Here is a 26889-nt window from a genome sequence, read left to right as displayed (position 1 = left end):
CCCCTCTCCCCCGGGGCGAGAAGGCACGGCTGACGCGCCGCTAGCGCGCGTGCCTTGGAGCGCCCGCGCCGCAAGCGCGGGCCGGGGCGCGCAGCGGGGGTTGATGTGAGGGTACGAGCGAAGCTCCCGCAGGATGCGGTGCACTCGGCTTCGCCCGTCCCCTCATCCGCCCCTTCGGGGCACCTTCTCCCGGTGGGAGAAGGATGGCCTGGATGCGCTGTAGGTGTTGTTTGCGCAACCTCGCACCACGGTGCAGTTGTGACTTTTGTTAGCCGCCACTTCGGACCATTGATCAAGCCGACATGACCGATCTACTTGCCTCCACTCTCGAACACCTGGAACAGCTGGTGTCCTTCGACACCCGCAATCCGCCGCGGGCGATCGCTGCCGAGGGCGGCATCTTCGATTATCTGCGCGCGCAGCTGCCCGGTTTCCAGGTCGAGGTGATCGACCACGGTGCCGGTGCGGTCAGCCTGTATGCGGTGCGCGGCACGCCCAGCTACCTGTTCAACGTGCATCTGGACACGGTGCCGGATTCGCCGCACTGGAGCGCCGATCCGCACGTGATGCGGCGTACCGACGATCGCGTGATCGGCCTGGGCGTCTGCGACATCAAGGGTGCGGCAGCGGCGCTGGTGGCAGCGGCCAATGCCGGGCAGGGCGATGCGGCCTTCCTGTTTTCCTCCGACGAGGAAGCCAACGACCCGCGCTGCATCGCTGCGTTCCTGGCGCGCGGTGTGCCGTATGAGGCGGTGCTGGTCGCCGAGCCGACCATGAGCGAGGCGGTGCTGGCGCATCGCGGCATCAGCTCGGTGCTGATGCGGTTTGCCGGGCGTGCCGGGCATGCCTCGGGCAAGCAGGATCCTTCCGCCAGTGCGTTGCATCAGGCGATGCGGTGGGGCGGCAGGGCGCTGGACCATGTCGAGTCGCTGGCGCATGCGCGTTTCGGCGGCCTGACCGGCCTGCGCTTCAACATCGGTCGGGTCGAGGGCGGCATCAAGGCCAACATGATCGCGCCGGCGGCCGAGCTGCGTTTCGGCTTTCGTCCGCTGCCGTCGATGGACGTGGACGGTTTGCTGGCGACGTTTGCCGGATTTGCCGATCCACACGCGGCGCATTTCGAAGAAACCTTCCGCGGCCCCAGCCTGCCGTCCGGCGATATCGCGCGGGCTGAAGAACGCCGCCTGGCCGCACGCGATGTGGCCGATGCGCTGGACCTGCCGATCGGCAATGCAGTGGATTTCTGGACCGAGGCCTCGCTGTTTTCGGCCGGCGGTTACACCGCCCTGGTCTATGGCCCCGGCGATATCGCCCAGGCGCACACCGCCGACGAGTTCGTGACGCTTGCGCAGCTGCAGCGTTACGCCGAGTCGGTACATCGCATCATCAACGGCTCAAACTGAAGCCGCGTTCCGCGCCCAGGCGCGGCCATTCCTCTCTTCGATCACGGCAATGTCCCTCTCCGCACAGCCCCACAAACAGACCCGCCAGACCATCGTGCGCCTGCTTTCGAGCATGGCCAGCGCCAAGGAAATCAGCCAGTACCTCAAGCGTTTCTCGCAGCTGGATGCCAAACGCTTTGCGGTGGTCAAGGTGGGCGGCGCGGTGCTGCGCGACGACCTGGACGCGCTGACCTCGTCGCTGTCGTTCCTGCAGGAAGTGGGGCTGACCCCGATCGTGCTGCATGGCGCCGGCCCGCAGCTGGATGCCGAACTGTCGGCGGCCGGTATCGAGAAGCGCACCGTCAACGGCCTGCGGGTGACCTCGCCGGAAGCGCTGGCGATCGTGCGCAAGGTGTTCCAGGCCTCCAACCTCAAGCTGGTCGAGGCGCTGCAGCAGAACGGCGCGCGTGCGACCTCGATCACCGGCGGCGTGTTCGAAGCGCAGTATCTGGACCGCGACACCTACGGCCTGGTCGGTGAAGTCAAGGCGGTCAACCTGGCGCCGATCGAAGCCAGCCTGCAGGCCGGCTCGATTCCGGTGATCACCAGCCTGGGCGAGACGCCGAGCGGGCAGATCCTCAACGTCAACGCGGATTTTGCCGCCAACGAACTGGTGCAGGAGCTGCAGCCGTACAAGATCATCTTCCTCACCGGCACCGGCGGTCTGCTGGATGCCGATGGCAAGGTGATCGACTCGATCAACCTGTCCACCGAGTTCGACCATCTGATGCAGCAGCCGTGGATCAACGGTGGCATGCGGGTGAAGATCGAACAGATCAAGGATCTGCTCGATCGCCTGCCGCTGGAGTCGTCGGTGTCGATCACCCGGCCGGCGGATCTGGCCAAGGAACTGTTCACCCACAAGGGCTCGGGCACGCTGGTGCGACGCGGCGAGCGCGTGCTGCGTGCGACCTCCTGGGACGAACTGGACCTGCCGCGGCTCAGGACGCTGATCGAATCCAGTTTCGGCCGCACGCTGGTGCCCGATTACTTCAGCAACACCAGGTTGCTGCGCGCCTATGTCAGCGAGAACTACCGCGCCGCGGTGATCCTCACCGACGAAGGCATGCTGGGTGCAAGCGCGCTGATCTACCTGGACAAGTTCGCCGTGCTCGACGACGCCCAGGGCGAAGGCCTGGGCCGTGCAGTGTGGAACGTGATGCGCGAGGAAACCCCGCAACTGTTCTGGCGCTCGCGTCACAACAACCAGGTCAACATCTTCTACTACGCCGAGTCCGACGGCTGCATCAAGCAGGAGAAGTGGAAGGTGTTCTGGTACGGGCTGGAGAACTTCGAGCAGATCCAGCACTGCGTGGCGCATTGCGCGACGCGTCAGCCGACGCTGCTGGGCTGAGTACGATGGCGCCCGTCGCATTGCCAGCGCTTTGGCGCGAGCTGCCCACGCTACGCGGGCAACACGCAACACTGGAACCATTGCGGGCTGCGCATGCCGATGGTCTGCGCGCTGCGTTGGGCGATGGGGCCTTGTCGCGGCTGTGGTACACCGGCGTGCCGGCACCGGCGCAGGTGGACGACTACGTGGGCGCGGCCCTGGATGCGCAAGCCGACGGGCGGGTACTGCCTTACGTGGTATGCGATGCGGCCGGCGAGATCGTCGGCTGCACACGCTATTACGGGCTGGATGCGACAGTGCCCAAGCTGTCGATCGGCTACACCTGGTACGCGCCGCGCGTGCAGCGCAGCGGCGTCAATACCGACACCAAGCGGATGCTGCTGCAGCACGCCTTCGAGACGCTGGGCTGTCTGAGCGTGGTGTTCGAGACCAGTTGGTTCAATCACACCTCGCGCGCGGCGATTGCGCGGCTCGGTGCAAAGCAGGACGGCGTGCTGCGCAATTACACCCGTCACCCTGACGGCACGCCGCGCGACACCGTGGTGTTCTCCATCATCGATACGGAATGGGCCGGGGTCAAACGCCACCTGCAGTTCCGCCTGGAAGCAAACGCATGACTGTTCAAACAACGACCATCGGCATCGTCGGGGCCCGCGGGCATACCGGATCGGAATTGATCAAGCTGGTGGCGGCACACCCGCATCTGCAGCTGCTGTTCGTGTCCTCGCGCGAGCTGGCCGGGCAACCGGTGGCCGAGCACAACGCGGCGTATCGCGGCGAGCTGCGCTACGAGAGCCTGGATGCCGATGCGGTGGCCGCCAAGGCCGCCGACGTGGTGATCCTGGCATTGCCCAACGGCAAGGCCGAGCCCTTCGTCGCGGCGATCGACTCGGCCAGGCCGCAGACGCTGCTGATCGATCTGTCGGCCGATTACCGCTTCGATCCGGCCTGGTATTACGGGCTGCCGGAGCTGACGCGCGGCAGCTACGCCGGGCAGCGACGCATCAGCAATCCGGGCTGCTATGCCACCGCGATGCAGCTGACGATCGCGCCCTTGCTCGACCAACTGGCCGGCCCGCCGCAGTGTTTCGGCGTGTCCGGGTATTCCGGCGCGGGCACCACGCCGTCGGACAAGAACAACCCCGAGTTGCTGGCCGATAACCTGATGCCGTATGCGCTGACCAACCACATGCACGAGCGCGAAGTCTCTGCGCAGCTCGGCGTGCCGGTAGAGTTCATGCCGCATGTGGCGCCACATTTCCGTGGCATCACCATGACCGTCAACCTGTGGCTGCAGCAAGCGCTGACGCGCGAGCAGGTCCAGGCGCGCTACACGCAGCGTTACGCCGACGAGCCGTTGATCGAGATCGTCGATGAAGCGCCGTGGGTCAGCCGCATCGCCGGCAGGCATGGCGTGCAGATCGGCGGCGTGACGCTGGCGCCAGGCAACAAGCGCGTGGTGGTGGTGGCAACGCTGGACAACCTGCTCAAGGGCGCGGCGACGCAGGCGATGCAGAATCTCAACCTGGCGTTGGGCTGGGACGAATTGACTGCGATTGGCTGATGATGCGAGTCCCTCGCAAGAGCCCACACATCCTTGTGCGGGGATTCAAAGATGCGAGTCCCTCGCAACAGCCCGCACCTCCGTGTGCGGGGATTTAAGCTGACAATTTATTTCGAGACGCTTTCCGATGACCAATCTGTTGTGGCAAAAACCCGGCGTGGCGGTGGACGCCAAGATCCAGAGCTTCCTGGCCGGCGACGACGTCATCCTGGACCGCGAGTTCTTCCTGTACGACATCGCTGCCAGCAAGGCGCATGCGCAGGGACTGCAGCACATCGGCATCCTGTCGCTGCAGGAGCTGGGCGGACTGAGCGAGCAGCTCGACCTGCTGGCGGCCGATTTCCGCAGTGGCGCGTTCGTGCTGGACGAGCGCTACGAGGATTGCCATTCGGCGATCGAGGCGCGCCTGACCGAACGGCTGGGCGATGCCGGCCGCAAGATCCACACCGGGCGCAGCCGTAACGACCAGATCCTGGTCGCCACTCGCCTGTGGTTGAAGGACAAGCTGCAACGCGTGGCCGAGCTTGGCGCGGAGATCGCCAAGGTGGCGCTGGACCGCGCGCAGGCAGAAGCCGCGTTGCCGGTGCCGGGCTATACGCATATCCAGCGTGCGGTGGTGTCCTCGGCCGGCATGTGGTGGGCGGGCTGGGCCGAGGCCTTTATCGACGACGCGGTGCGTGCGGCCGATACCTTGCGCCTGGTGGACAGCAATCCGCTCGGCACCGCCGCCGGTTATGGCGTCAACCTGCCGCTGGACCGTACGCATACCACTGCCGAGCTGGGCTTTGCACGCCTGCAGGTGTCGCCGATCTATGCGCAGCTCTCGCGTGGCAAGTACGAACTGGCCGCGCTCGAGGCGCTTGGCAGCGCAACGCTGGACCTGCGCCGGATCGCCTGGGATCTGTCGTTGTTCACCAGCGGCGAGTTCGCCTTCGTCGCGTTGCCGGCGCAATACACCACCGGCAGCTCGATCATGCCGAACAAGCGCAACCCCGATGTGATCGAACTGATGCGCGCCACCCACGCCAGCGTGGCCGCGGCGCGGACCGAGATCGAACAGCTGCTGTCGCTGCCATCGGGCTATCACCGCGACCTGCAGAGCAGCAAGGGCGCCATCGTGCACGGCTTCGGGCGTGGCCTGGCGGCACTGGAACTGCTGCCGGCCCTGCTGGCCAATCTGGAATGGCGCCCGGACAAGCTGCGTGCGGCGATCGATTCGGGCATGTACGCCACCGACGTGGCGGTGGAAGCGGCGGTTGCCGGCGTGCCGTTCCGCGAGGCCTACAAGGCGGCCGCGGAATCGGCCGACACCGCAGGGCAGGGGCGCACGCCGGAAGGCAGCCTGGCCGCCCGCGTCTCGCCAGGCGCCGCCGCAGACCTGCAGCTGGACGTCCTGCGTGCCCGCTGGCAGGCGCTGGTCTGATGGCCGCGATCAGCACCGACACCGCCGAGCACTACCCCTGGGGCGAAGCCAGCGACGGCTGGCACCTGTTGCGCGACCCCAACCTGAGCGTGCTCGAAGAGCACATGCCGCCCGGCGCGGCCGAGCTGCGTCACCGGCACAGCCGCGCGCGGCATTTTTTCTATGTGCTGGCCGGCGAGGTGATGCTGCAGCTGGATGGCGAGCAGCATGTGCTCGGGGTCGGGCAGGGCCTGCATGTGCCACCCGGTTCCACCCATCAGATGCACAACCTGTCCGAGATGGAAGCGCGCTTTCTGGTGATTTCCACGCCGTTCGGCCGTAGCGAGGCGACACCCGACAAGGAGGCAGGCTGATGGCGACACGCTATCTGGTGCTGGCGATGCGCAAGCCGGATTTTCCGGCCGATGTGGTGCAGCCGCACCGTGCATTTCTCGAGACGCTGCGGGCGGCCGGGCAGCTGGAACTGACCGGCGGCTTCAGCGATGGCAGCGGCGGCGCGTACGTGTTGATCAACGTCGCCAGCCTGGAAGACGCACAGCAGATCGTCGCGCGCGACCCATTGGCGCTGCGCGATGCCTCCACGCTGACCGTCCATGAGTGGAACACGCACTGAGCAGGTTGTCGCCATGAGCACGCCCATCGCCGCCGCTGCGTCATTTACCGAGCAGGCGCTGCCGCCGTGGCGACGCGCGGTGCTCAAGGTCGGCAGCAGCCTGCTCGCCGCCGATGGCGGTGGCCTGTCGCCGCGCTTTGCGCTGGGGCTGGCGCAGTTCGTCTCGGCCAACCTGATGGCCGGGCGCGAGCTGGTGATCGTGTCGTCGGGTGCGGTGGCCGCCGGCCGCGCGATCCTGCCGAAGGCTGCCGAGGCCGGTGCGCCGATCGCCGCGCGCCAGGCGCTGGCTGCGCTGGGGCAGGCGCAGTTGATCGCGCTCTGGCAGCGCTTCTTCGAGCGCCCGGTGGCGCAGGTGTTGCTCACCCACGACGACCTGCGTAACCGCCGCCGCTATCTCAACGCACGCGCCACCCTGGGCGAGTTGTTGCGGCTGGGCGCGTTGCCGGTGATCAACGAAAACGACACCGTGTCGGTGGACGAGCTCAAGCTGGGCGACAACGACAACCTGGCCGCGATCGTCGCCGCCCTGGTCGATGCCGATGCCTTGTTCATCGCCACCGATATCGACGGGTTGTACAGCGCCGACCCGCGCAGCAATCCGCTGGCGCGGCCGCTCGACGAGGTGGCCGAACTTACCGCCGAGGTGCTGGCGATGGCCGGCGGCAGCGGCAGCAGCGTGGGCACCGGCGGCATGCGCACCAAGCTGGAAGCCGCCGCAAAGGCCGGCGCGGCCGGCATCGAAACCTATCTGTTCAACGGCCGCAATGGCGATGTGGTGCGTGCCCTGGCGCAGGATCGCCTGCACGGCACGCGTATCCACGCCGCACGCACGCGCATTGCCGCCCGCAAGTACTGGCTGCGGCATGCGCCGGTGGAAGCGGGCGCGATCCTGATCGATGCCGGTGCCGCCGCCGCACTGACCGACAAGGGCGCCTCGCTGCTGCCGGGTGGCGTGGCCGGTGCGCAGGGCGACTTCCGGCGTGGCGACATGGTGGAGATCCACCTGCGTGACGACGCCGGCGAGCGCTGCCTGGCACGCGGCGTCAGCCAGTATTCGGCGGTGGATATCCGCCGCATCGCCCGCCGCCACTCGCGTGAGATCGAGCCCGTGCTCGGTTACAGCTACGGCGAGAATGTGGTGCATCGCGATGATTTGGTGCTTTTGTAGCGGGGATTGGGGAGTCGGGATTGGAGATTTGCAAACGCGTATGCACCGCGTCTGCCCAACGTTGCCTCCGTGTCCCGACGACTGATTCCCTGTGGTGATAAAACGGTATTGCCGCTTTTGCCAATCCCCAATCCCGACTCCCCAATCCCGGCCCTCCAATGACCATCAAAACCCTAGCCCTGCAATGCCGTGATGCCGCGCAAGTGCTGTCGCAACTGTCCGCGTCTGCCAAGCAGGCCTTGCTGGAGGCGATGGCGGCCGCGCTGGAACAGGATGCGGCGGTGATCCTGGCGGCGAATGCGCGCGATCTGGAGGCGGCGCGTGAGAAGGGGGTTGGTGCTGCGATGCTCGATCGTCTGGCGCTGGACACAAAGCGCCTGGACGGCATCGCAGCCGCGCTGCGCGAGGTGGCGCAACTGCCCGATCCGGTCGGGCAGGTCACGCGCGAGGATGTTCGCCCCAATGGCATCGTCGTGCAGAAGGTGCGGGTGCCGCTGGGGGTGATCGCGATGATCTACGAAGCGCGCCCGAATGTGACCGCCGATGCGGCAGCACTGTGCATCAAGGCCGGCAATGGCGTGATCCTGCGTGGCGGCTCGGAAGCAATCCACTCCAACACCGCGATCGCGCGCGCCCTGCAGCGCGCCTTGCGCGAGGCCGGCGTGCCGGAAGCGGCGCTGACCCTGGTCGAGGATCTGCGCCGCGAGACCATGCTGGAGCTGCTGCAGCTCAGCGACATTGTCGATCTGGCGATTCCGCGTGGTGGCGAAGGGCTGATCCGCTTCGTGGCCGAGCATGCGCGCGTGCCGGTGATCAAGCATTACAAGGGCGTGTGCCATCTGTTCGTGGATGCATCGGCGGACGTGGATCTGGCGGTGCGTCTATTGGTCGATGGCAAGGCCAGCCGGCCGTCGGCCTGCAATGCGCTGGAGACCTTGCTGGTGCATGCCGATATCGCTGCGCGCTTTCTGCCGCTGGCCGCGCAGGCCCTGCGCGAGCGCAAGGTGGAGCTGCGTGGCGATGCGGCCACGCGCGCACTGTTGCCCGACATCGCAGCTGCCAGCGACGACGACTACGCCGCCGAATTCCTCGACCTGATCCTGGCGATCCGCGTGGTGCCGGATCTGGGCACCGCGCTGGCGCATATCCGCCAGTACGGCTCGGACCACACCGAGGTGATCGCCACCCAGGACGCCGCCAACGCGGAGAACTTCGTGCAGTCGCTGCGCTCGGCGGTGGTGATGGTCAACGCCTCCTCGCGTTTCTCCGATGGCGGCGAGCTTGGCCTGGGCGCGGAGATCGGCATCTCCACCACGCGCCTGCATTCCTACGGCCCGATGGGCCTGGAGGCGCTGACCGTGGAGCGCTTCGTGGTGCGGGGCCAGGGCCAGGTACGGCACTGATCGGCGATACGCAGGCCAGCCACCCGGCAATCACGACCTACCCGGCAACCACGACCTTTGACACTCCCCCGGCAGGCCGCGCTCTGCCTACAGTCGACGACTGCCCCCGCACGTTCCGGAGTCGTCGATGCGCCGTTTTGCCGCCTGCCTGCTCGCCACCGCCATTGCCGCCACCACCGGCAGCGCGCTGGCGCAAACCTCGCCGATGACGCCGGACATCACCGGCAAGCCGTTCGTGGCAGGTGATGCCGCCAACGACTACATCAAGCGCGAGGTGATGATTCCGATGCGCGACGGGGTCAAGCTGCATACGGTGATCGTGCTGCCCAAGGGCGCGCGCAATGCGCCGATGGTGCTGACGCGCACGCCGTACAACGCCAGCGGCCGCACCGAGCGCATGGCCTCACCGCATATGAAGGACCTGCTCGCACAGGGCGACGACGTGTTCGTGGAAGGCGGCTATATCCGCGTGATCCAGGACGTGCGCGGCAAGTACGGCTCCGAAGGCGATTACGTGATGACCCGGCCGCTGCGTGGTGCGCTCAATCCCAGCGAGGTCGACCATGCCACCGATGCCTGGGACACCATCGACTGGCTGGTGAAAAACGTCAAGGAATCCAACGGCAAGGTCGGCATGATCGGCTCGTCCTACGAAGGCTTCACCGTGGTGATGGCGTTGACCAACCCGCACCCGGCGCTCAAGGTCGCGGTGCCGGAAAGCCCGATGATCGACGGCTGGATGGGCGACGACTGGTTCAACTACGGCGCGTTCCGCCAGGTCAACTTCGACTATTTCACCGGCCAGCTCACCCAGCGCGGCAAGGGCAGCGGCATCGCGCGCCAGGGCCATGACGACTACAGCAACCTGCTGCGCGCCGGCTCGGCCGGCGATTTCGCCAGGGCCGCCGGCCTGGAACAGCTGCCGTGGTGGCACAAGCTCACCGAACACGCCGCCTACGATACGTTCTGGCAGGAGCAGGCGCTGGACAAGGTGATGGCGCGCACCCCGCTCAAGGTGCCGACCATGTGGTTGCAGGGGCTGTGGGACCAGGAGGACATGTGGGGTGCCATCCATAGCTACGCTGCGATGGAGCCACGCGACCGCAGCAATACGCTCAACTACCTGGTGATGGGGCCGTGGCGGCACAGCCAGGTCAACTACGACGGCAGCGCGCTGGGCGCATTGAATTTCGACGGTGATACCGCGCGCCAGTTCCGCCACGACGTGCTGCGCCCGTTCTTCGATCAATACCTGGTCGATGGCGCGCCCAAGGCGAGCACGCCACCGGTGTTCATCTACAACACCGGAGAGAATCATTGGGACCGTCTGCAGGCCTGGCCGCGCAGCTGCGCCAAGGGCTGTGCGTCGAGCAGCAAACCGCTGTACCTGCAGGCCGGCGGCAAGCTGTCGTTCCAGCGGCCGGCGGCAGGCCAGCCGGGTTTCGAGGAGTACGTGGCCGACCCGGCCAAGCCGGTACCGTTCGTGCCGCGCCCGGTGGACTTCGGTGATCGCAGCATGTGGACCACCTGGCTGGTGCAGGACCAGCGCTTCGTCGACGGCCGCCCGGACGTGCTGACCTTCGTCACCGAGCCGCTGACCGAACCCCTGCAGATCGCCGGTGCACCGGAAGTGCATCTGCAGGCCTCCACCAGCGGCAGCGACAGCGACTGGGTGGTGAAACTGATCGACGTGTATCCGGACGAGATGGCGTCCAGTCCCAAGATGGGCGGCTACGAGCTGCCGGTGTCGCTGGCGATCTTCCGCGGCCGCTATCGCGAGAGTTTCAGCACGCCCAAGCCGCTGGCGTCCAATCAGCCGCTGGCGTTCCAGTTCGGCCTGCCGACCGCCAACCACACCTTCCAGCCGGGCCACCGGGTGATGGTGCAGGTGCAGTCCAGCCTGTTTCCGCTGTACGACCGCAATCCGCAGACCTACGTGGACAACATCTTCTTCGCCAAGCCCGGCGATTATCGAAAGGCCACCCAGCGCGTCTATGTGAGCCCCGAGCAGCCCAGCTATATCAGTCTGCCGGTACGTTGACCGCGCGGGCGCCGCGTGGCGACGGCGCCCAGACGTCTTCCAGCAACTGCGGACGGCAGGCCACCCAGGCGGCCGCCAGCTGCACCAGGATGCAGATCACCAGGAAGACGAACGGCGAGGTCCAGCCGCCGTGGTGCGCATGCAGCCAGCCGAACAGGAACGGCCCCAGGCAGCTCACCGCATAGCCCATGCCCTGCGAGAACCCGGACAGGGCCGCCGAACCGGCTGCGGTGCGGCTGCGTTGATTGACCAGCACCAATGCCAGCGGGAACGTGCTCGGCCCCAGGCCGAGCAGGGTCACCCACAGGATCGGCGCAGCCAGCGGCGCCCACCACAGCCCGGCAAACGCGACCAGGTGGCAGGCCGCGCACAGCAGCACGATCGGAAACGGGTTGCGCATGCGCACAGCCAGCGCCGGCATGGTCAAGGCGCCGACCATGCCCAGTGCCGCGAACAGCGCCACCATGGTGCCGCCGAACGCGGGCGAGGCGCCGGCTTCGCGCAGCAGCGTCGGCAACCAGGTGAACATCGAATAGGTGACCAGCGAGGTCATGCCGAAGGTCACCGCCATGCTCCAGCCCAGGGCGGTGCGTGCTACGCGGCCCTCGGCCTCGGGCGTGGGCGTGACCGGTGCCGGCCCGGTCGCGCGGATGCGGCGGTGGCTGGTGTGCACCATGGCCCAGGCCGCCAATGCCAGCAGTGCCGGCAACACCCACACCACCATCGAGCTGCGCCAGCCCAGCGCATCGGCCACCGGTACCGCCAGCAGTGCCGGCAGCAGGGTGCCGACCTGCAGCACGGTGATGTAGAGCGTGCTGACGCCGCCGACGCGATCGCCGAAATAGCGCTTCACCAGTGGCGGCAACACCACGTTGCCCATGCCCATGCCGGCGAGTGCCACCAGCGAACCGATCAGCAGTCCGGCAGTGCCCGGCAGCAGCGGGCGCAACACCAGGCCGACAGTGGCCAATGCCATCGACAGCAGCGCGGTGCGCAGCAGGCCGAAGCGGCGCAGCAAGGCCGGCGTGGCCACACCGGTCAGTGCGAATGCAGCCGTCGGCAACATGCCGAGCGCACCCATGGTGGGCGCGCCGAATGCGTACTCGTCGGCAATGCGTTCCAGCAGCGGCGTCAGCGACGTCACCGCAGTACGCAAGTTGAAGGCGGACAACAAAATGGCAGCCAGCACCAGGCCACGACCACGCAACCGGGCGGACGGGGAGGCAGCGGCAATGACAACAGACATGACAGACCATCCGCACTGCGCGCATGCATGCGCCAGCGCCTGAAAACACAAAACCGGCACGAGGCCGGTTTTGTGTTTTGAAACTGGTCGGGGAGACAGGATTCGAACCTGCGACCTCTACGTCCCGAACGTAGCGCTCTACCAGACTGAGCTACACCCCGAAGGAGCCGCGTATGTTACATAGGGAATGCGGAATCGGCAAGTATCTAGCGAAAATAATTTTACTGATGCGGTTGGCCACGCTCCGGCTCGCGTGCTTCGAACCACATGCCGTTGAGCACGGCCGCCAGTGCGGCCAGACCGGTGCCGAGGATCCAGGCGAAGTACCACATTGTCGTTCTCCTTGAGTCGTTGAAGCAGGTGCGAGGTTGAGGCCTGCTGCGAGCGCGATGCAGCTGTGCATTGCAACGCGCAGCGGGCATGCTCAGTAGGCGTTTGGATTGGCCGAGAGTTCGTCGGCAGTGACCTTGCCCTTGAGCACGCGATAGACCCAGCTTGTGTAGGCCAGCACGATCGGCATGAACAGCGTGGTCGCCAGCAGCATGATCCACAGCGTCAGGCGGCTGCTGGAGGCATCCCACAGCGTCAGGCTTGCGCTCGGTGCGGTGGACGAGGGCAACAGGAACGGGAACAACGCAAAGCCGACGGTAAAGACGATGCCGACGATGGCGTAACCCGAGGCGATGAACGCCAGGCCGCCGCGACGCACACGCAACAGCAGCGCATTCATTGCCAGCCCGACCAGGCCGATCAGCGGTGCCATCAATGTGGCCGGCATGCTGCTGTAGTTGTGCAGCCAGCCGCCGGCCGCGGTGAGTGCGGCGGTCTTGCCGAGCGGATTGGTCGGCGCATCGGTGGCCAGGAGCGAGGTCACTGCATAGCCCGGCAGACCCAGCGCCACCCATGCACCGGCGGCGGCAAACAGCGCCACCGCGCAGAGCGCGGCGATGCTGCCGAAACGCGCCGCACGCTCGGCCACCGGTCCGTCGGTCTTGAGTACCAGCATCGCCGCGCCGTGCGCCATCAACATCGCCACGCTGAGCAGGCCGGCGAGCAGCGCGAACGGCGTCAGCAGCCCGAACAGATTGCCGGTGTAGAAAATGCGCATGCTGTCGTCGAAGTGGAACGGCACGCCGAGCAGCACATTGCCGACCGCCACGCCCATGATCAGCGCCGGAATGCAGCCGCCGACGAACAACGCCCAGTCCCAGTTGCTGCGCCAGCGCTGGTCGGCCAGCTTGCCGCGGAACTTGAACCCGACCGGGCGCAGGATCAGTGCGAACAGGATCAGGAACATCGCCAGATAGAACCCGGAAAAACTCACCGCATACAACGGCGGGAATGCGGCGAAGATCGCGCCGCCGCCCAGGATCAACCAGACCTGGCTGCCTTCCCAGACCGGGCCGATGGTGTTGATCACCAGCCGGCGTTCGGCATCGTTGCGGGCAACCAGCGGCAGCAGGGTGCTGACGCCCAGATCGAAGCCGCCCATCACCGCGTAGCCGGACAGCAATACGCCGAGCAACAGCCACCAGATCACGCGCAATGTGGTGTAGTCGAGCAAGATGAAATCCATGGTTGTCTCTCCTGGCTTACGGTGCGCCGCCGGCCAGCGCGCCGGTGCTCAATGGGGCGTCGGGTGAGGACGCGTGGGGCGAGCTGTTGTGTGGCGACGGGGTGCGTTGGCTCGGTGGGAACAGCGCATCCGGGCCCTTGCGGATGGTCTTCAGCGACAGCTTGATCGCGATCACCAACAGCGTGGTGTACAGCGCGGTGAAGCCGACCAGGGTCAACACGATTTCGTACAGATCCAGTCCCGAGGCGGCATAGAAAGTCGGCAGCACGCCTTCCACCGCCCACGGCTGGCGGCCGTACTCGGCCACGAACCAACCGCACTCGATCGCGATCCACGGCAGCGGCAGGCTCCACAGCGCCAGGGTCAGGAACCAGCGTTTTTCCTGGAAGTTGTGCTTGCAGGCGAACCAGAACGCGATGGCGAAGAAGGCGATCAGGTAGATGCCGATGGCGGCCATGATGCGGAAGGTCCAGAACAGCGGCAGCACCCGCGGCACGGTGTCCATCGCGGCCTGGGCGATCTGCTGCGGCGTGGCATTGCCGATATCGTCGCGATAGCGCTTGAGCAGCAGGCCGTGGCCCAGATCCTGCCAATGCGCCTCGAAGACCTTGCGTGCTTCGGCATCGTCCTTGTTGGCGCGGATGCGTTGCAGCGCGCCGTAGGCGATCTGGCCGCCGCGGATGCGATGCTCGGCACGGCCGACCAGTTCCAGGATGCCGGGGATCGGCTGGTCCAGCGAACGTGTGGCGATCAAGCCCATCAGGTACGGGATCTTGACCGCGTAGTCGTTGCGATGGGTCTGCTGGTTGGGAATGCCGAATGCGGTGAAGTCGGCCGGCGCGGCTTCGGTTTCCCACATCGCCTCGATCGCCGCCAGCTTCATCTTCTGGTGTTCGTTGGCGGCATAGCCGCTCTCGTCGCCGAGCACCACCACCGACAGCGAGGACAACAGGCCGAACGCGGCAGCCACCGCGAACGAGCGCCGCGCCATCTCCACATGGGTGCCGCGCAGCAGATAGAACGCGCTGATCGCCATCACGAACACCGCGCCGAGCACGTAGCCGGCGCTGACGGTGTGCACGAACTTGGCCTGTGCCACCGGGTTGAACAGCACCGCCATGAAATCGACCACTTCCATGCGCATGGTGTCCGGGTTGAACACCGCGCCGGTCGGGTTCTGCATCCAGCCGTTGGCGATCAGGATCCACAGTGCCGAGAAGTTGCTGCCCAGCGCCACCAGCCAGGTGGTGGCCAGGTGCTGCACCTTGCTCAGCCGGTTCCAGCCGAGAAAGAACAGGCCCAGGAAGGTCGCTTCCAGAAAGAACGCCATCAGGCCTTCGATCGCCAGCGGCGCACCGAAGATGTCGCCGACGTAATGGCTGTAGTACGACCAGTTCATGCCGAACTCGAATTCCATCACGATGCCGGTGCCCACGCCCATGGCGAAGTTGATGCCGAACAGCACGCCCCAGAACATGGTCATGCGCCGCCAGATGTCCTTGCCGGTCATCACATAGACGCTTTCCATGATGCCGAGCAGGAACGACAGGCCCATGGTCAGCGGCGGAAAGATGAAGTGGTACATCGCGGTGACTGCGAACTGCAGCCGCGACAGTTCAACAACTGTCGAGTCGATCATGGCGGGTGGGCCTGGTTGGGTGTCGATGAAGGAATGCAGCCGATCATCTGCGCTTGCCGCGACACGCGCGTTGATCCAGATCAATGCCGAGGCGGGCGGGTGCGGCACAATGCGCAGCCCGTAGCGGGAAGTGGCGACTTACAATCGCTTGCAACACGATGTCTTCCTTGAGAGCGATGTGAGCCAGCCCAGCGTGCGAGCCAGCGAAACGCCAGCCCAGCGCCGTCAACGCGGCCAATGGCTGGATGCACTGGCGGCCCCGGCCACGCGTGCGCGGCGTCTGGCCGGCGTGGCGGTGGCGGTGTCTGGGGTACTGCTGCTGGCGCAGGCGGCGGCGATCGCGTGGTTGCTGCAGGCGGTGCTGGTGCAGCATCTGGCGCTGGCGCAATTGCGCGACGTGGGGGCGGGGCTGGTCTGTGCGCTGGTAGGGCGCGCGCTGCTCAATGCCTGGGCGCAGTCGCTGACCGGCGAGGTGGCCGATGTGGCCAGGCGCGAACTGCGTGCCCGCATCGCGCGCCGCCTGGTGCAGCATGGGCCGGTGTGGCTGCGCCGGCAGCGCAGCGGCGAACTGGGCGAATTGAGCCTGGCGCATACCGATGCGCTGGAGGGCTACTTCGTCGGCTACCAGCTCGCACGCACCGAGATGCTGCTGGTGCCGCCGCTGATCCTGGTCGCGGTGTTTTCGGTCGACTGGGTGGTGGGCCTGGTGTTGCTGCTGACCGCACCGCTGATTCCGTTCTTCATGATGCTGGTGGGCTGGGGCGCCGAAGCCGCCGGGCGCGACCAGCTGAGCGAACTGGCACGCATGGGCGGGCACTTTGCCGATCGCCTCAAGGGCCTGGGCCTGCTGCGCGTGTATGGCCGCGGCGAGGCCGAGTTGAGCGGCATTGCCGCCGCGGCCGAAGGCGTGCGCGAGCGTTCGCTCAAGGTGCTGCGCATCGCCTTCCTGTCGTCCACGGTGCTGGAATTCTTCGCCTCGGTGAGCGTGGCGATCGTCGCGCTGTACTTCGGCCTGACCTATCTGGGCATGCTCGATCTGCACGGCTTGCCGACGCTGGGCGCGGGCATGTTCTGCCTGCTGCTGGCGCCGGAATTCTTTGCGCCGTTGCGGCGGCTGGCGGCGCATTACCACGACCGTGCCAATGCGCTGGCGGCGGTGGCCGAAGCCGAGCGCCTGCTGGAAGGTTTCGCGCCGTCATCGGCAGCGCTACCGGTGACAGTGCCGCCCCTGCGCGCACTGGAACCGGCGCAGGCACACGCCCCGCTGCTGCAGGCGCGCAATCTTGCGCTACGGCCGCCGGGCGCACCGCACACGGTGGTCGCGCATTTTTCGCTGACCTTGCAGCCCGGGCAGCGCGTGGCGGTGATCGGTGCCAGTGGCAGCGGCAAGAGCACCTTGCTGGAGGGCCTGGCCGGCTGGCTGGCGCCGGAGGCCGGCAGCGTGGTGCTGCGGCCGGGGACCCGCATCGGCTATGCCACGCAGCGGCCGTATCTGTTTCACGGCAGCATCGCCGACAACCTGCGCCTGGCCGATCCGCAGGCCGGCGCTGCGCGCCTGCACGCGGTGGCCGACGCCGCACAGGTGCTGCGCTTTGCCGCGCAGCTGCCTGCGGGCCTGGACACGCAGATCGGCGAGCGCGGCTTCGGCTTGTCCGGTGGCGAAGCGCGGCGCGTGGCCCTGGCGCGGCTGTTGCTGCGTGAGCCGGACCTGTTGCTGCTGGACGAACCCACTGCCTTCCTCGATCCGGACACCGAAGCGGAGTTGCTGCGCACCCTGGGTGTGTTCGCACGCGGCCGCGCGGTGGTGCTGGCCACGCACAGCGCCGCGGTGATGCGCTGGGCCGACACGGTGATCGACCTGCGCGGCGCCACCGTCACAGCGGAGCTGCCATGAACGACACACAGCCCGACCGTCTGCGCGATGTGTTTCGCCGGCATGCCTGGCGCCTGCTGCTGTCGGCGCTGTTGGTGCTGGTCACCATGCTGGCCGGCGTGGGCTTGCTCGGCCTGTCCGGCAGTTTCCTGACCGCCGCTGCTTTGGCCGGTGTCGCCGGCATGGGCAGCGGCTTCAATTTCTTTTCGCCCTCGGCCGGCATTCGCGCGCTGACCTTCGCGCGTATCGTCTCGCGTTATGGCGAAAAATTGATCGGCCACGATGCCACGCTGCGCATCGCCCGCGATCTGCGCGTGTGGTTCTTCCGCCGCGCGTTGCCGCTGGCGCCGGGCCGCCTGTCGGCCACGCGCACCGGCGATCTGCTGGCGCGGCTGATGTCCGACATCGGCGAGGTCGATGGCGTGAGCGTGCGCGCGCTGGCGCCGTTGAGCGCATTGCTCGGCATCTGGGTGGCCGGCGTGGCGGCAGCGGCGCTGATCTATCCGCCGGCTGGCGTGTTGCTGGTGGTGCTGGGCGTGGTCATCGGCGGTGTGGTGCCGTGGCAGGTGGCGCGCGGCGGTGCGCAGCGCGAACAGCTGCGCGCCCGGCAACGCACCGCCTTGCGCACGCAGGCGTTCGAGGGCCTGGAAGGTGCTGCCGATCTCGCTGCGGTGGATGCGCAAGGTGCCTGGCTGCATCAGGTCGATGCAACGGCGGCGGCGGTGGTCGATGGCGATCGCCTGCAGCGCCGTCGCCTGATCGGCGGCAACCTGCTGCATGCGGTCTGCGGCGGTATCGGTCTGGCCGGCATGTTGTGGCTTGGGTTGAGCGCGGCAGAACGTGGATTGATTGCTGCGGAAATGGCGGCTGGGCTAGTGTTCCTGACCATGGCATTGCTGGAGGTCTGGGCCGGCGCCGGGTTCGCCTTGCAGGCGCTGCAGAGCGCGCGCGTTGCGGCCAGGCGCCTGCAGTCCATCGTCGATCAGGCGCCGTCGGTCGTCGATCCGTCGCAGCCAGTGGATGCGCCACGCAGCGGCACGCTGCGCCTGCAACAGGTCAGTTTTGCGTGGCCGGGCAGTGGACGCCCGCTGCTGCAGGCGCTCGATCTGAGCCTGGCGCCTGGCGAGCGCATCGCCATCAGCGGCGACAGCGGCAGCGGCAAGAGCAGCTTATCCGCAGTGCTGTTGCGGCTGTGGGACCCGCAGGCCGGGCAGGTGAGCTACGCCGATATCGACCTGCGCCACTTCGCGCAGGCGCAATGGCATCAACGCATCGCCTGGCTGCCGCAGAATGCCCCGGTGTTTACCGGCACGGTGCGCGACAACCTGCGCATCGGCGATGCCGGCGCAGGCGATGCGGCCATGTGGAACGCGCTGGACCAGGTGCGTCTGCGCGCCTGGGCCACCGCGCAAAACGGTCTGGACACCTGGGTCGGCGAAAACGGCGCCACGCTCTCGGCCGGCCAGGCGCGCCGGCTGGCGCTGGCGCGCGCCTTGCTGCGCGAGGCGCCGATCCTGCTGCTGGACGAACCCACCGACGGCCTGGATGTGGATACCGCGCACGCCTTGCTGCTGGATCTAGCTGCCGCGCTGGGCGAGCGCAGCCTGGTGATGATCACCCACGACAGCGTGCCCGATGGCGTGGTACAGCGACGCTATCGCCTGCGGGCCGGTGCGCTGGAGCCGTTGGCCTGAGGATGCTGTTGCCGGTTCGCACTGACCGGTTGCGCGCATGTATCACGCAGGCGCCGCTCACCCCAGCAATGCGTGGAGTGCTGCCATCAGCGCAGGTTGGCGGCATGCCCAGTACAAGGCGGCGACGTTCGCTACGACAGTGATCCAGAACCGCAGCTGGAAGGCTGCCTTGCTGGATTTATGCCGGAACAGCGCCTGCGCCAGCAACGCGCCCGGCCAGCCGCCGAGCAGTGCGATGAGGTGCAGGGTGGCTTCCGGTGTGCGTTGCCGGCCGCGTTGGGCTGCGCTCTTGTCGAGCCGGTAGATCAGCATCGCCAGCAAGCTTGTAGCCGCGTACCACAGCGCCAGCAGCGCCGGCAGGTGGCCTGCAACCACCATGGCAGTCATGCCGATCAGGAACAGCAGGGCGAGCGTCTTGCGCGGCAGGCTCTGCTGCTGGGACGTGCCGCGACGCCGTTGCGCAGGTCTGGAAATCAGCAAGCATCCAGGAAGTTGCGTACCGCTGGCCCGAAGCGCGCAAAATCGACCAGGAAGGCATCGTGGCCTTGTGGCGAATCCAGCCCGATGAAGTGTGCCTCGGCACCGCCGGCGCGCAGGCCTTCGGCGATCTGTTCCTGTTGCTGCACCGGGAACAGGATGTCGGTGTTGGCACCGATCGCCAGCGCCCGCGCGATGCGGATCTGCGCCAGTCCGGCCAGCACCGTGGCGTCGGTCGAGATGCCTGTATCCGGCCTGGCGGCGACCGCGGCGTTGTCGGCTTGCGTGCCATCGACACGCGCGTCGATGGCCATGCTGTCGTCGACATACTCGGCCAGATCGAACCAATCCATCGAGCGGCTCAGATACAGGTAGCAGTTGGGATCGAAGAAGCGCACGAAGCGGCGCGCATGGCCTTCCAGATAACTTTCGACCTGGAATTCCAGGCCAAACGGATCGTCGGCGGCCTGTTCGGAATCCAGCCGCACGCGGCCGAAGCGGCCGTCCCATTCCAGTGCCGAGCGGTAGGTGATCACGCCGAGCTTGCGCGCCATGCGCATGCCCGATTCCGGGTAATGCGTGTCGTCGTAATGGCCGCCGTTCCAGTGCGGGTCCAGGCGGATGGCTTCGCGCTGCAAAGAGCGGATCGCGATCGAGAACGGCAGCGCCTGCGCACTGCCGGAGATATTGATATGGCTGCGCGCGATGCCGGGGTGGCGCAGCAACAACGCCAGTGCGGTCATGCCGCCCATCGAGTTGCCGATCAGGCAGGCCAGTTGCTCGATGCCCAACGCGCGCACCACGTCGGCTGCGGCATCGGCCACATCTTCGATCGACAGTTCCGGGAAACCCAGGCGATACCGCGTGCCGGTGGCAGGGTCGATCGACGCCGGGCCGGTCGAGCCCTTGCAACTGCCCAGGGAATTGACGCAGACCACGAACCAACGTTCGGTATCGATTGGCTTGCCAGGCCCGAGCATCGCTTCCCACCAGCCCGGCTCGGGATTGGCCGGATTTGCCGCGGCATGCGCATTCGGCGACAGACCAGTGACGATCAACACCGCATTGCTGCGATCGGCTGCCAGCGTGCCCCAGGTTTCGTAGGCGACACGCGCCTGCAGCAGCACACCACCGCGCTTCATCGGAAACGGCGAGGGCAGCGCGTGGAACAGCGTGCCGGGGGGAATGAATTCGGTCATGCGGCAATTCTATCTGCCATGGCAGGTGCCGGGGGGCAGGATGGGATTGGGGAATCGGGAATCGGGAATCGGTTTGAGTCGTTGCTCTGTGTGATGCCACTCTGCAGAGCGGCGGATCTGCGGTTTGGTTGCAGGGTCCTTGCCCTCGATGTTGCGAGTTTGCTGCAGGGCCCTTGCCCGCCCACCGTCGCAGGACACGCCGCAAGTACGTCCTTGTAGGCTCTTACGCGGCATCCATGCCGCGTAAGGTCCCGCGACGGTGGGCGGGCAAGGACCAGTGGAGATGGTCGGTGTGCGTGGTTTTTAGCAAAGCAATCAGCACACTGTCTGGTGCGGTGTCCTTGCCCTCGACGTTGCGAGTTTGCTGCAGGGCCCTTGCCCGCCCACCCTCGCGGGACACGCCGCAAGTACGTCCATGTAGGCTCTTACGCGGCATCCATGCCGCGTAAGGTCCCGCGACGATGGGCGGGCAAGGGCCAGTGGAGATGTTGAGTGTGCATGGTTTTCAACACCGCGGCCGACTCACTCCGGTGCGGCGTCATCGTTGATTGCGTCGCGTCGACACGTGGCGGGCAATCAGCGACCGATTACCAGCTCCACCGGCGCGGCAGTGGGCAGTTCCACCATCAACGGCACGCTTTCGACGTCATCGGCCTGGCGCATTGCGTTGCCGCTGCGCGATAGCCGTGCCAGCACCTGCACGGTGTCCAGCGACGACAGCCGGCGCGTCGGCATCGGGCTGTCGCCGTCGTCCAGGGTGATGGTCAACGGCAGCTCGCGCAGCGCGTGTTTTTCCACCGCCACCGGCATCGGCGTGTCGGCGGCGCGCGCAATCACGAAGACGCTGGTGTCGCCCGGCAACCCGGCGCGTTTGGCGAACTCGGCATCCAGCGTCACGCGTACCTGGATGCGTTTGCCGCTGGCTGCATCGGCGGCAGGCGTAGCCGGCGTCTGGATCGGCGCCAGCCTGGCTTCCTGGCGCGCGGCGTTGATCTGTTCCAGCAGGCCGGGGCGGGTAGAGGCATCCACCACGCGCAGCAACGGCTCCCAGGTCTCGCTGGCCTTGGCCGGCTGACCGGCCTGGCGCTGCACCACGCCCAGGAACCAGCGTGCGCGTTGATGGTCCGGTTGCACCGCCAGCGCATGTTCCAGCAGGCGCATGGCCTGCGGATCCGGGCGCCCGCTGTCGTCGGCGAGCATGCGCGACTGCGCGGCAGCCACCAGCACATCCGGCTCGTCCGGACGCAGCGCGACCGCGCGCGCAAACGCATCGCGCGCTTCGGCGAATTTCTGTTGGCTGGACAGCGAGCGCCCCAGCAATACCCAGCCTTCGGCCTGATCGGGATTGCGCGCCAGTGCGGCGCGCAGTTGCACGATGGCCTCATCCAGCGAGCGTGGCGTGGCCGGCCGCTCGGCCGGCGCCTGAATCGCGCTCGGCGTGCCGACCAGCCAGTACAGCGCTGCGCTCGCCGTCAGCAGCAACACCGCGATGCTGGCGGTCAGCCCGCGCGCCTCGCGCCACAGCGGCCGCAGCGCCACGCCGAAGACGAGCAGGGTCAGCACCACCACCGCACTGACGAAGCCGACCATCACCACTCCTGCTCATCGGCGGGCAGGGCAGGCGCAGCCACGCTGCGTCGGCGCACCAGCAGCACAATGGCGCCAGCGCCCAGCAACAACACCAGCAGCGGGCCGAACCACAGCAGCCAGGTGCGCGATTCCACGCGCGGGCGGTACAGCACGAACTCGCCATAGCGCGCGACCAGGAACTGGCGGATCTGCGCATCGCTGCGGCCTTCGTGCATCAGCGCCAGTACTTCGCGGCGCAGGTCCTGGGCGATCTGCGCATTGGAATCGGCCAGCGACTGGTTCTGACACTGCACGCAGCGCAACTCGGCGGTGAGCGCATGGAAGCGCGCCTCTTCTTCGGCCGAGGCGTAGCGTAGCGGCGCCGGGTCGCCGACCGGCTGGGCCAGGGCCAGCCAGGGCAACAGCAGCAGCGTCAGCAGCCAGGCGCGCATCATTGCTTGGCGTGCAGGTCCGGTGCGGCACTGGGCGAGCGCTCGATCTTGCTCAGCACCGGAATCAGCTGCGTGTCGATGATGGATTGGGTGAGCATGCCGCTGTACTTCCAGCGCACCACGCCGCGCCCGTCGACCAGAAAGGTCTCCGGTGCAGCAGCGATGCCGAAGTCGATCGCGGTACGGCCGTCTTTGTCGGCGACCACCAGCAGGTAGGGGTTGCCCAGCTGTTCGAGCCAGCGTAGCGCATCGTTGCGCTCGTCCTTCCAGTTGTAGCCGATCACGCGCACGCGCTTGGTCAGCGCAAAGCGGCTCAGCACCGGGTGCTCCTCGCGGCAGGCCGGGCACCAGCTGCCCCACACGTTGATGATGTACGGCGCGCCGCGCAGTTCGCGCGCATGCACCACGATGCTGGGGTCGTGCAGCAGCGGCAGCGCGAACTCCGGCGCCGGCTTGCCGATCAGCGCAGAAGGCAAAGCATCGCGATCGTCCTGACCGGAGCGCACCACCGCATAGACCAGCAGCGCTGCCAGTGCGAGCAGCAGCACGATGGCACCTACCAGAACCGCAGTAGGCAGGCGGGGTGAACGTGACTCAACCATCTTGGATCTCCGGAGAACGACGAAAACGCCGGTCGGCCGCGGTGACCAGGCCGCCAAGCGCCATCAGCAGCGCCCCCAGCCAGATCCAGCGGACGAACGGTTTGAGGTGGACGCGGACCGCCCAGGCCTGATTGCCCAGGGGTTCGCCAAGCGCGACATACAGGTCGCCGAACGGGCCGGGACGGATCGCCGCCTCGGTCAAGGTCTGCCCGCCGCTGGCGTAGCGGCGTTTTTCCGCATGCAGCAGGCCGACCGGCGCATCGTCCTTGAACACCTGCAGATTGGCACGGTCGGAGACGTAATTGGGCCCGCGCAGTTCTTCGACATTATCGAAGTGCAGCGCGTAGCGGCCGATCTGCATCTGCTGCCCGGGCGCCAGTGCGACCTCGCGCTGCAGGCTCAGTGATTCCACCAGCAACGCACCAGCCAAAAACACCGCCACGCCCAGGTGCGCCAGCAGCATGCCCAGCATTTCGGCAGTGAGCTTGCGGCCCTTGGCCGCGCGCCGCGTCCACAGGAAACGCAGCGTGCCCAGCAGTACCCAGGCCGCGCCGGCCACGCCGAGTGCCGCCTTCCACTGGCCCTGCGGCGCGGCGAACCAGGCCAGCACGCCTGCGGCAACCGCCAGGCCTGCCCATGGTGCGAGCATCGCCAGCGGACGCGAGGCCTGCTCGCGCTGCCAGCGGGTGAGCGGGCCGAACGGCAACAGCGCCACCAACGGCGCCATCAGCACCAGGAACAAGGTGCCGAAGTAGGGCGGCCCCACCGACAGCTTGCCCAGGCCCAAGGCGTCGGCCAGCAGCGGATACAGCGTGCCCAGCAACACCATTGCGCAGGCGCAGGCGAGCAGCAGGTTGTTCAACAGCAGCAAGGTTTCGCGCGAGCTGCCGGCGAACGCGCGGCGCGGGTCATCGACCAGCGACAGGCGCGGCGCACGCAGTGCGTACAGCAGCAGCGAACCACCGACCACCGCCAGCAGGAACACCAGGATGAACAGGCCGCGCGACGGGTCGGCCGCAAACGCATGCACGCTGGTCAGCACGCCCGAGCGCACCAGGAAGGTGCCCAGCAACGACAGCGAAAAGGCGGCGATCGCCAGCAGCAAGGTCCAGCTGGCGAAGCTGCCGCGCTTTTCGGTGACCGCCTGCGAATGCAGCAAGGCGGTGCCCACCAGCCACGGCATGAAACTGGCGTTTTCCACCGGGTCCCAGAACCACCAGCCGCCCCAGCCCAGCTCGTAATACGCCCACCAGCTGCCAAGTGCGATGCCGACGGTGAGCATGGCCCAGGCCACATTGGTCCATGGCCGTGTCCAGCGCAGCCAGCGCGCATCCATGCGGCCTTCCAGCAACGCGGCGATGGCGAAGGCGAACGGCACCGCGAAACCGACATAGCCGCAATACAGCATCGGCGGATGGATGATCAGCCCCGGGTCCTGCAATAGCGGATTCAGGTCGGCGCCTTCCAGCGGCACCGGCAACAAGCGCGCGAACGGATTGGAGGTGAACAGCAAAAACGCCAGGAAGCCGATGCTGACCAGCGCCATTACCCCCAGCACGCGCGCCACCACCTGCGCGGGCAACTGCCGCGACCACAGCGCCACCGCCCCGGTCCACAGCGCCAGCACCAGCGTCCACAGCAATAATGAGCCTTCGTGCGCACCCCATACCGCCGAGTAGCGATACATCACCGGCAGCAGGCTGTTGGAATTCTCGGCGACATAGCGCACCGAAAAATCCTGCACCAGGAAGGCATGCGTCAGCAGCGCGAAGGCCGCTGCGATCAGGCCCAGCTGCAGCAACGCGGCCGGCCGCGCGACCGCCATCCAGCTGCTGCGCCCACGCTGCGCACCGGCCAGCGGTAGCGCGGCCTGCACCAGGGCCACCAGCAAGGCCAGAATCAGCAGGAAGGTGCCGAGCTCAGGCAGCATCGGGTTGGCGCGTTGGCGGGCAGGCAGTGGTGCGACGCTTGCCGGCGCAATGCAGGGGCGACATCCGGGCAGCGTCTGCATGCGCCTGCCCAGGCATCGCGACATCGTCGGCCACGCAGGCAAGCTGCAAGCGATCACAGCGCAGCAAGGCGAACGTTTTGACCCCTGCCATCAACGCAGCGCTCCGGCTTGGTCTGCGGCCGCCGGCACATCGTGCTTGCGGTGCGCGCTGCCCATCTTGTCGGCGACTTCCTTCGGCATATAGGTCTCGTCGTGCTTGGCCAGCACATCTTCGGCAACGAAGACGCCGTTCTGCATGCGTCCGGTCGCCACCACCGCCTGTCCCTCGCGAAACAGGTCCGGCAGGATGCGGTCGTAGCGCACCGGCAACTGTGCATCGCCATCGGTGACGTGGAACTGCGCTTCCAGCGAACCGGACGCACGTTGGAACGAGCCTTTCTCCACCATGCCGCCGAGCCGGAAGCGCGCATGCTCGCCGGCGTCGCCGCGCAGCACTTCCGACGGTGTGTACAGATAAGCCACATTGCGCTGCAGTGCCATCGCCACCAGCGCGGTCGCCAGGCCACCGGCCAGCACCAGCGCGATCACCAGCCAGATCCGGCGGCGCCGTTGCAGGTTCACCGGATCAGCTCCGCATCGCTGGGCACCGCGCGCTTGCGCTCGCGCAAACGCCGCGCCTGCGCGATCTTCAACGCGCGGCGCAGCTGCCAGCGGCCGGCGATCAGGTCCCACAGCAGCACCAGCACGAATACCGCGTAGGCGGCGATGACGTAGGGCAGGTAGCTCATGCCGCGTGCTCCGGCGCATCGCGCACGATCCAGGCCTTGCCGGCCTCGCGGCGCAGGTTGTCGGCACGCGCACGCGTCAGCAGCGAACCGGCGAACCAGAACTTGGTGCCGATCACCATCAGCCACAGCGGCAGCAGCATGCTGGCATCGATGCTGGAGGGGCCGAGCAGGCGGATGCTCTGGCCCTGATGCAGCGAATTCCACCACACCACCGAATAGCGGATCACCGGCAGCAGCGCCACGCCGACGATCGCCAGCAAGGCGGCCGCGCGCGCGGCCTGACGGCGATCGTCGATGGCCTGGTACAGACCGATCACGCCCAGATACAGGAACAGCAGGATCAGCTCGGTGGTCAGGCGCGGGTCCCAATCCCACCAGGCGCCCCACATCGGCTTGCCCCAGATGCTGCCGGTCAGCAGGGTGATCACGGTGAACGCCGCGCCGATCGGCGCGCAGGCCATGGCCAGGATTTCGCAGATCTTGATGCGCCAGATCAGCGCGATCGCCGCGTACACCGCCATCAGCCCGAACACGAACAGGCTCATCCACGCGCTCGGCACATGGATATACAGAATGCGGAAGCTATCGCCCTGCTGGTAGTCGGCCGGGACCGCAAACAAGGCCTGCCAGATGCCCACGCCCAGCAACACCGCGGCCAGCGCGTAGCACCACGGCGCCCAGCGCGCAGTGAAACGGTCGAAGATCGGAGGCGAGGCGAGTTGGTGGAACCAGCGGGCGACGACGTTCATGCGATGGCAGCAGCCTTTGGAATGGCATTGGCTCTCGAAACAGCAACAACGCAATGAGTGGAGCGT

The 26889-nt window shown here is 67.1% G+C and carries 25 protein-coding genes and 1 tRNA gene; 12 read left to right on the top strand and 14 right to left on the bottom strand.

The features are described from left to right. Positions 1–302: 302 nt before the first annotated feature. The 10 genes from AC1PLS_RS11815 (at position 303) to AC1PLS_RS11770 (ending at position 11008) form a co-directional block, all read left to right on the top strand. A complete protein-coding gene (locus tag AC1PLS_RS11815) occupies positions 303–1403 on the top strand; it encodes an acetylornithine deacetylase (protein ID WP_024940004.1) in 1101 nt (366 codons plus the stop codon). Positions 1404–1452: 49 nt separating this feature from the next. Further along, entirely contained in the window at positions 1453–2796 is a 1344-nt protein-coding gene (locus tag AC1PLS_RS11810; RefSeq protein WP_024940003.1) for an acetylglutamate kinase, read from the top strand. A gap of 5 nt (positions 2797–2801) precedes the next feature. Next, complete coding sequence (locus AC1PLS_RS11805; RefSeq protein ID WP_481103713.1) at positions 2802–3413, top strand: GNAT family N-acetyltransferase; 612 nt, start codon at positions 2802–2804, stop codon at positions 3411–3413. Continuing rightward, positions 3410–4360, top strand: coding sequence for an N-acetyl-gamma-glutamyl-phosphate reductase (gene argC / locus AC1PLS_RS11800; RefSeq protein WP_065047278.1), 951 nt, complete (start codon positions 3410–3412; stop codon positions 4358–4360). The genes AC1PLS_RS11805 and argC overlap by 4 nt, the downstream gene beginning before the upstream one ends. 127 nt (positions 4361–4487) lie before the next feature. Then, complete coding sequence (locus AC1PLS_RS11795) at positions 4488–5783, top strand: argininosuccinate lyase (protein ID WP_102581581.1); 1296 nt, start codon at positions 4488–4490, stop codon at positions 5781–5783. Next, entirely contained in the window at positions 5783–6136 is a 354-nt protein-coding gene (locus AC1PLS_RS11790) for a cupin domain-containing protein (protein ID WP_181109564.1), read from the top strand. Before AC1PLS_RS11795 ends, AC1PLS_RS11790 begins: the two co-directional genes overlap by 1 nt. After that, entirely contained in the window at positions 6136–6396 is a 261-nt protein-coding gene (locus tag AC1PLS_RS11785; protein WP_102251902.1) for a YciI family protein, read from the top strand. Before AC1PLS_RS11790 ends, AC1PLS_RS11785 begins: the two co-directional genes overlap by 1 nt. Positions 6397–6409: 13 nt before the next feature. After that, the gene (gene proB, locus AC1PLS_RS11780; protein WP_481103712.1) at positions 6410–7564 is read left to right on the top strand and encodes a glutamate 5-kinase; all 1155 of its coding nucleotides are present in this window, start codon (positions 6410–6412) and stop codon (positions 7562–7564) included. Between the two features lie 158 nt (positions 7565–7722). Then, entirely contained in the window at positions 7723–8967 is a 1245-nt protein-coding gene (locus AC1PLS_RS11775; RefSeq protein WP_481103711.1) for a glutamate-5-semialdehyde dehydrogenase, read from the top strand. Between the two features lie 127 nt (positions 8968–9094). After that, positions 9095–11008: a CocE/NonD family hydrolase gene (locus tag AC1PLS_RS11770; protein WP_481103710.1), complete on the top strand. Its 1914-nt coding sequence runs from the start codon at positions 9095–9097 to the stop codon at positions 11006–11008. Here AC1PLS_RS11770 and AC1PLS_RS11765 read toward each other — a convergent pair. The 5 genes from AC1PLS_RS11765 to AC1PLS_RS11745 all read right to left on the bottom strand — a co-directional run bounded on the left by AC1PLS_RS11765 (position 10989) and on the right by AC1PLS_RS11745 (position 15469). Next, on the bottom strand, positions 10989–12215 hold the full coding sequence (locus AC1PLS_RS11765) for a CynX/NimT family MFS transporter (RefSeq protein WP_481104495.1): 1227 nt from the start codon (positions 12213–12215) through the stop codon (positions 10989–10991). The two genes, AC1PLS_RS11770 and AC1PLS_RS11765, sit on opposite strands and share 20 nt — an antisense overlap. 123 nt (positions 12216–12338) lie before the next feature. After that, a tRNA-Pro gene (locus AC1PLS_RS11760) sits at positions 12339–12415 on the bottom strand. Between the two features lie 60 nt (positions 12416–12475). Continuing rightward, the gene (cydX, locus tag AC1PLS_RS11755) at positions 12476–12586 is read right to left on the bottom strand and encodes a cytochrome bd-I oxidase subunit CydX (RefSeq protein WP_024939993.1); all 111 of its coding nucleotides are present in this window, start codon (positions 12584–12586) and stop codon (positions 12476–12478) included. Between the two features lie 92 nt (positions 12587–12678). Then, positions 12679–13830 carry a cytochrome d ubiquinol oxidase subunit II gene (cydB, locus tag AC1PLS_RS11750; RefSeq protein ID WP_481103709.1) on the bottom strand — a complete coding sequence of 384 codons (1152 nt, stop codon included), beginning with the start codon at positions 13828–13830 and terminating at the stop codon, positions 12679–12681. Between the two features lie 16 nt (positions 13831–13846). Continuing rightward, positions 13847–15469, bottom strand: a complete 1623-nt coding sequence (locus tag AC1PLS_RS11745; RefSeq protein WP_481103708.1) for a cytochrome ubiquinol oxidase subunit I — start codon at positions 15467–15469, stop codon at positions 13847–13849. Between the two features lie 148 nt (positions 15470–15617). On the opposite strand from AC1PLS_RS11745, the gene cydD reads away from it, so the two are divergent. Next, a complete protein-coding gene (gene cydD, locus AC1PLS_RS11740; RefSeq protein WP_481103707.1) occupies positions 15618–17363 on the top strand; it encodes a thiol reductant ABC exporter subunit CydD in 1746 nt (581 codons plus the stop codon). Next, positions 17360–19036, top strand: a complete 1677-nt coding sequence (gene cydC, locus AC1PLS_RS11735) for a thiol reductant ABC exporter subunit CydC (RefSeq protein WP_481103706.1) — start codon at positions 17360–17362, stop codon at positions 19034–19036. Before cydD ends, cydC begins: the two co-directional genes overlap by 4 nt. 57 nt (positions 19037–19093) lie before the next feature. On the opposite strand, the gene AC1PLS_RS11730 is transcribed toward cydC, so the two are convergent. The 9 genes from AC1PLS_RS11730 to ccmC form a co-directional block, all read right to left on the bottom strand. Continuing rightward, a complete protein-coding gene (locus AC1PLS_RS11730; RefSeq protein ID WP_184431238.1) occupies positions 19094–19516 on the bottom strand; it encodes a DUF1294 domain-containing protein in 423 nt (140 codons plus the stop codon). Beyond that, a complete protein-coding gene (metX, locus tag AC1PLS_RS11725; protein WP_154832119.1) occupies positions 19510–20712 on the bottom strand; it encodes a homoserine O-acetyltransferase MetX in 1203 nt (400 codons plus the stop codon). Before metX ends, AC1PLS_RS11730 begins: the two co-directional genes overlap by 7 nt. A gap of 576 nt (positions 20713–21288) precedes the next feature. Then, a complete protein-coding gene (locus AC1PLS_RS11720; RefSeq protein WP_481103705.1) occupies positions 21289–22302 on the bottom strand; it encodes a tetratricopeptide repeat protein in 1014 nt (337 codons plus the stop codon). After that, positions 22302–22736, bottom strand: a complete 435-nt coding sequence (locus tag AC1PLS_RS11715) for a cytochrome c-type biogenesis protein (RefSeq protein ID WP_039527010.1) — start codon at positions 22734–22736, stop codon at positions 22302–22304. The genes AC1PLS_RS11720 and AC1PLS_RS11715 overlap by 1 nt, the downstream gene beginning before the upstream one ends. Then, positions 22733–23335 carry a DsbE family thiol:disulfide interchange protein gene (locus AC1PLS_RS11710; protein WP_024939984.1) on the bottom strand — a complete coding sequence of 201 codons (603 nt, stop codon included), beginning with the start codon at positions 23333–23335 and terminating at the stop codon, positions 22733–22735. The genes AC1PLS_RS11715 and AC1PLS_RS11710 overlap by 4 nt, the downstream gene beginning before the upstream one ends. Next, entirely contained in the window at positions 23328–25265 is a 1938-nt protein-coding gene (locus tag AC1PLS_RS11705) for a heme lyase CcmF/NrfE family subunit (RefSeq protein ID WP_046342982.1), read from the bottom strand. The genes AC1PLS_RS11710 and AC1PLS_RS11705 overlap by 8 nt, the downstream gene beginning before the upstream one ends. Before the next feature lie 171 nt (positions 25266–25436). Beyond that, positions 25437–25907: a cytochrome c maturation protein CcmE gene (ccmE, locus tag AC1PLS_RS11700; RefSeq protein WP_481103704.1), complete on the bottom strand. Its 471-nt coding sequence runs from the start codon at positions 25905–25907 to the stop codon at positions 25437–25439. Beyond that, positions 25904–26074 carry a heme exporter protein CcmD gene (locus AC1PLS_RS11695; RefSeq protein ID WP_024939981.1) on the bottom strand — a complete coding sequence of 57 codons (171 nt, stop codon included), beginning with the start codon at positions 26072–26074 and terminating at the stop codon, positions 25904–25906. Before AC1PLS_RS11695 ends, ccmE begins: the two co-directional genes overlap by 4 nt. Then, entirely contained in the window at positions 26071–26823 is a 753-nt protein-coding gene (gene ccmC, locus AC1PLS_RS11690) for a heme ABC transporter permease CcmC (RefSeq protein WP_104554234.1), read from the bottom strand. The genes AC1PLS_RS11695 and ccmC overlap by 4 nt, the downstream gene beginning before the upstream one ends. Between the last annotated feature and the right edge of the window lie 66 nt (positions 26824–26889).

It is taken from the genome of Xanthomonas sp. NCPPB 3218, from assembly GCF_056725185.1.
The sequence above is the reverse complement of the archived record's forward strand: the minus strand, read 5'-3'. Positions and strand labels throughout refer to the sequence as shown.

Coding starts and splice junctions, on each gene's coding strand:
- AC1PLS_RS11790 (WP_181109564.1), top strand. CDS start 5,783: ATGGCCGCGATCAGCACCGACACCGCCGAGCACTACCCCTGGGGCGAA.
- AC1PLS_RS11710 (WP_024939984.1), bottom strand. CDS start 23,335: ATGGTTGAGTCACGTTCACCCCGCCTGCCTACTGCGGTTCTGGTAGGT.
- AC1PLS_RS11695 (WP_024939981.1), bottom strand. CDS start 26,074: ATGAGCTACCTGCCCTACGTCATCGCCGCCTACGCGGTATTCGTGCTG.
- ccmC (WP_104554234.1), bottom strand. CDS start 26,823: ATGAACGTCGTCGCCCGCTGGTTCCACCAACTCGCCTCGCCTCCGATC.
- cydC (WP_481103706.1), top strand. CDS start 17,360: ATGAACGACACACAGCCCGACCGTCTGCGCGATGTGTTTCGCCGGCAT.
- argC (WP_065047278.1), top strand. CDS start 3,410: ATGACTGTTCAAACAACGACCATCGGCATCGTCGGGGCCCGCGGGCAT.
- AC1PLS_RS11705 (WP_046342982.1), bottom strand. CDS start 25,265: ATGCTGCCTGAGCTCGGCACCTTCCTGCTGATTCTGGCCTTGCTGGTG.
- AC1PLS_RS11815 (WP_024940004.1), top strand. CDS start 303: ATGACCGATCTACTTGCCTCCACTCTCGAACACCTGGAACAGCTGGTG.
- cydB (WP_481103709.1), bottom strand. CDS start 13,830: ATGGATTTCATCTTGCTCGACTACACCACATTGCGCGTGATCTGGTGG.
- proB (WP_481103712.1), top strand. CDS start 6,410: ATGAGCACGCCCATCGCCGCCGCTGCGTCATTTACCGAGCAGGCGCTG.
- AC1PLS_RS11810 (WP_024940003.1), top strand. CDS start 1,453: ATGTCCCTCTCCGCACAGCCCCACAAACAGACCCGCCAGACCATCGTG.
- AC1PLS_RS11805 (WP_481103713.1), top strand. CDS start 2,802: ATGGCGCCCGTCGCATTGCCAGCGCTTTGGCGCGAGCTGCCCACGCTA.
- AC1PLS_RS11745 (WP_481103708.1), bottom strand. CDS start 15,469: ATGATCGACTCGACAGTTGTTGAACTGTCGCGGCTGCAGTTCGCAGTC.
- AC1PLS_RS11715 (WP_039527010.1), bottom strand. CDS start 22,736: ATGATGCGCGCCTGGCTGCTGACGCTGCTGCTGTTGCCCTGGCTGGCC.
- AC1PLS_RS11775 (WP_481103711.1), top strand. CDS start 7,723: ATGACCATCAAAACCCTAGCCCTGCAATGCCGTGATGCCGCGCAAGTG.
- AC1PLS_RS11795 (WP_102581581.1), top strand. CDS start 4,488: ATGACCAATCTGTTGTGGCAAAAACCCGGCGTGGCGGTGGACGCCAAG.
- AC1PLS_RS11720 (WP_481103705.1), bottom strand. CDS start 22,302: ATGGTCGGCTTCGTCAGTGCGGTGGTGGTGCTGACCCTGCTCGTCTTC.
- AC1PLS_RS11785 (WP_102251902.1), top strand. CDS start 6,136: ATGGCGACACGCTATCTGGTGCTGGCGATGCGCAAGCCGGATTTTCCG.
- cydX (WP_024939993.1), bottom strand. CDS start 12,586: ATGTGGTACTTCGCCTGGATCCTCGGCACCGGTCTGGCCGCACTGGCG.
- metX (WP_154832119.1), bottom strand. CDS start 20,712: ATGACCGAATTCATTCCCCCCGGCACGCTGTTCCACGCGCTGCCCTCG.
- AC1PLS_RS11770 (WP_481103710.1), top strand. CDS start 9,095: ATGCGCCGTTTTGCCGCCTGCCTGCTCGCCACCGCCATTGCCGCCACC.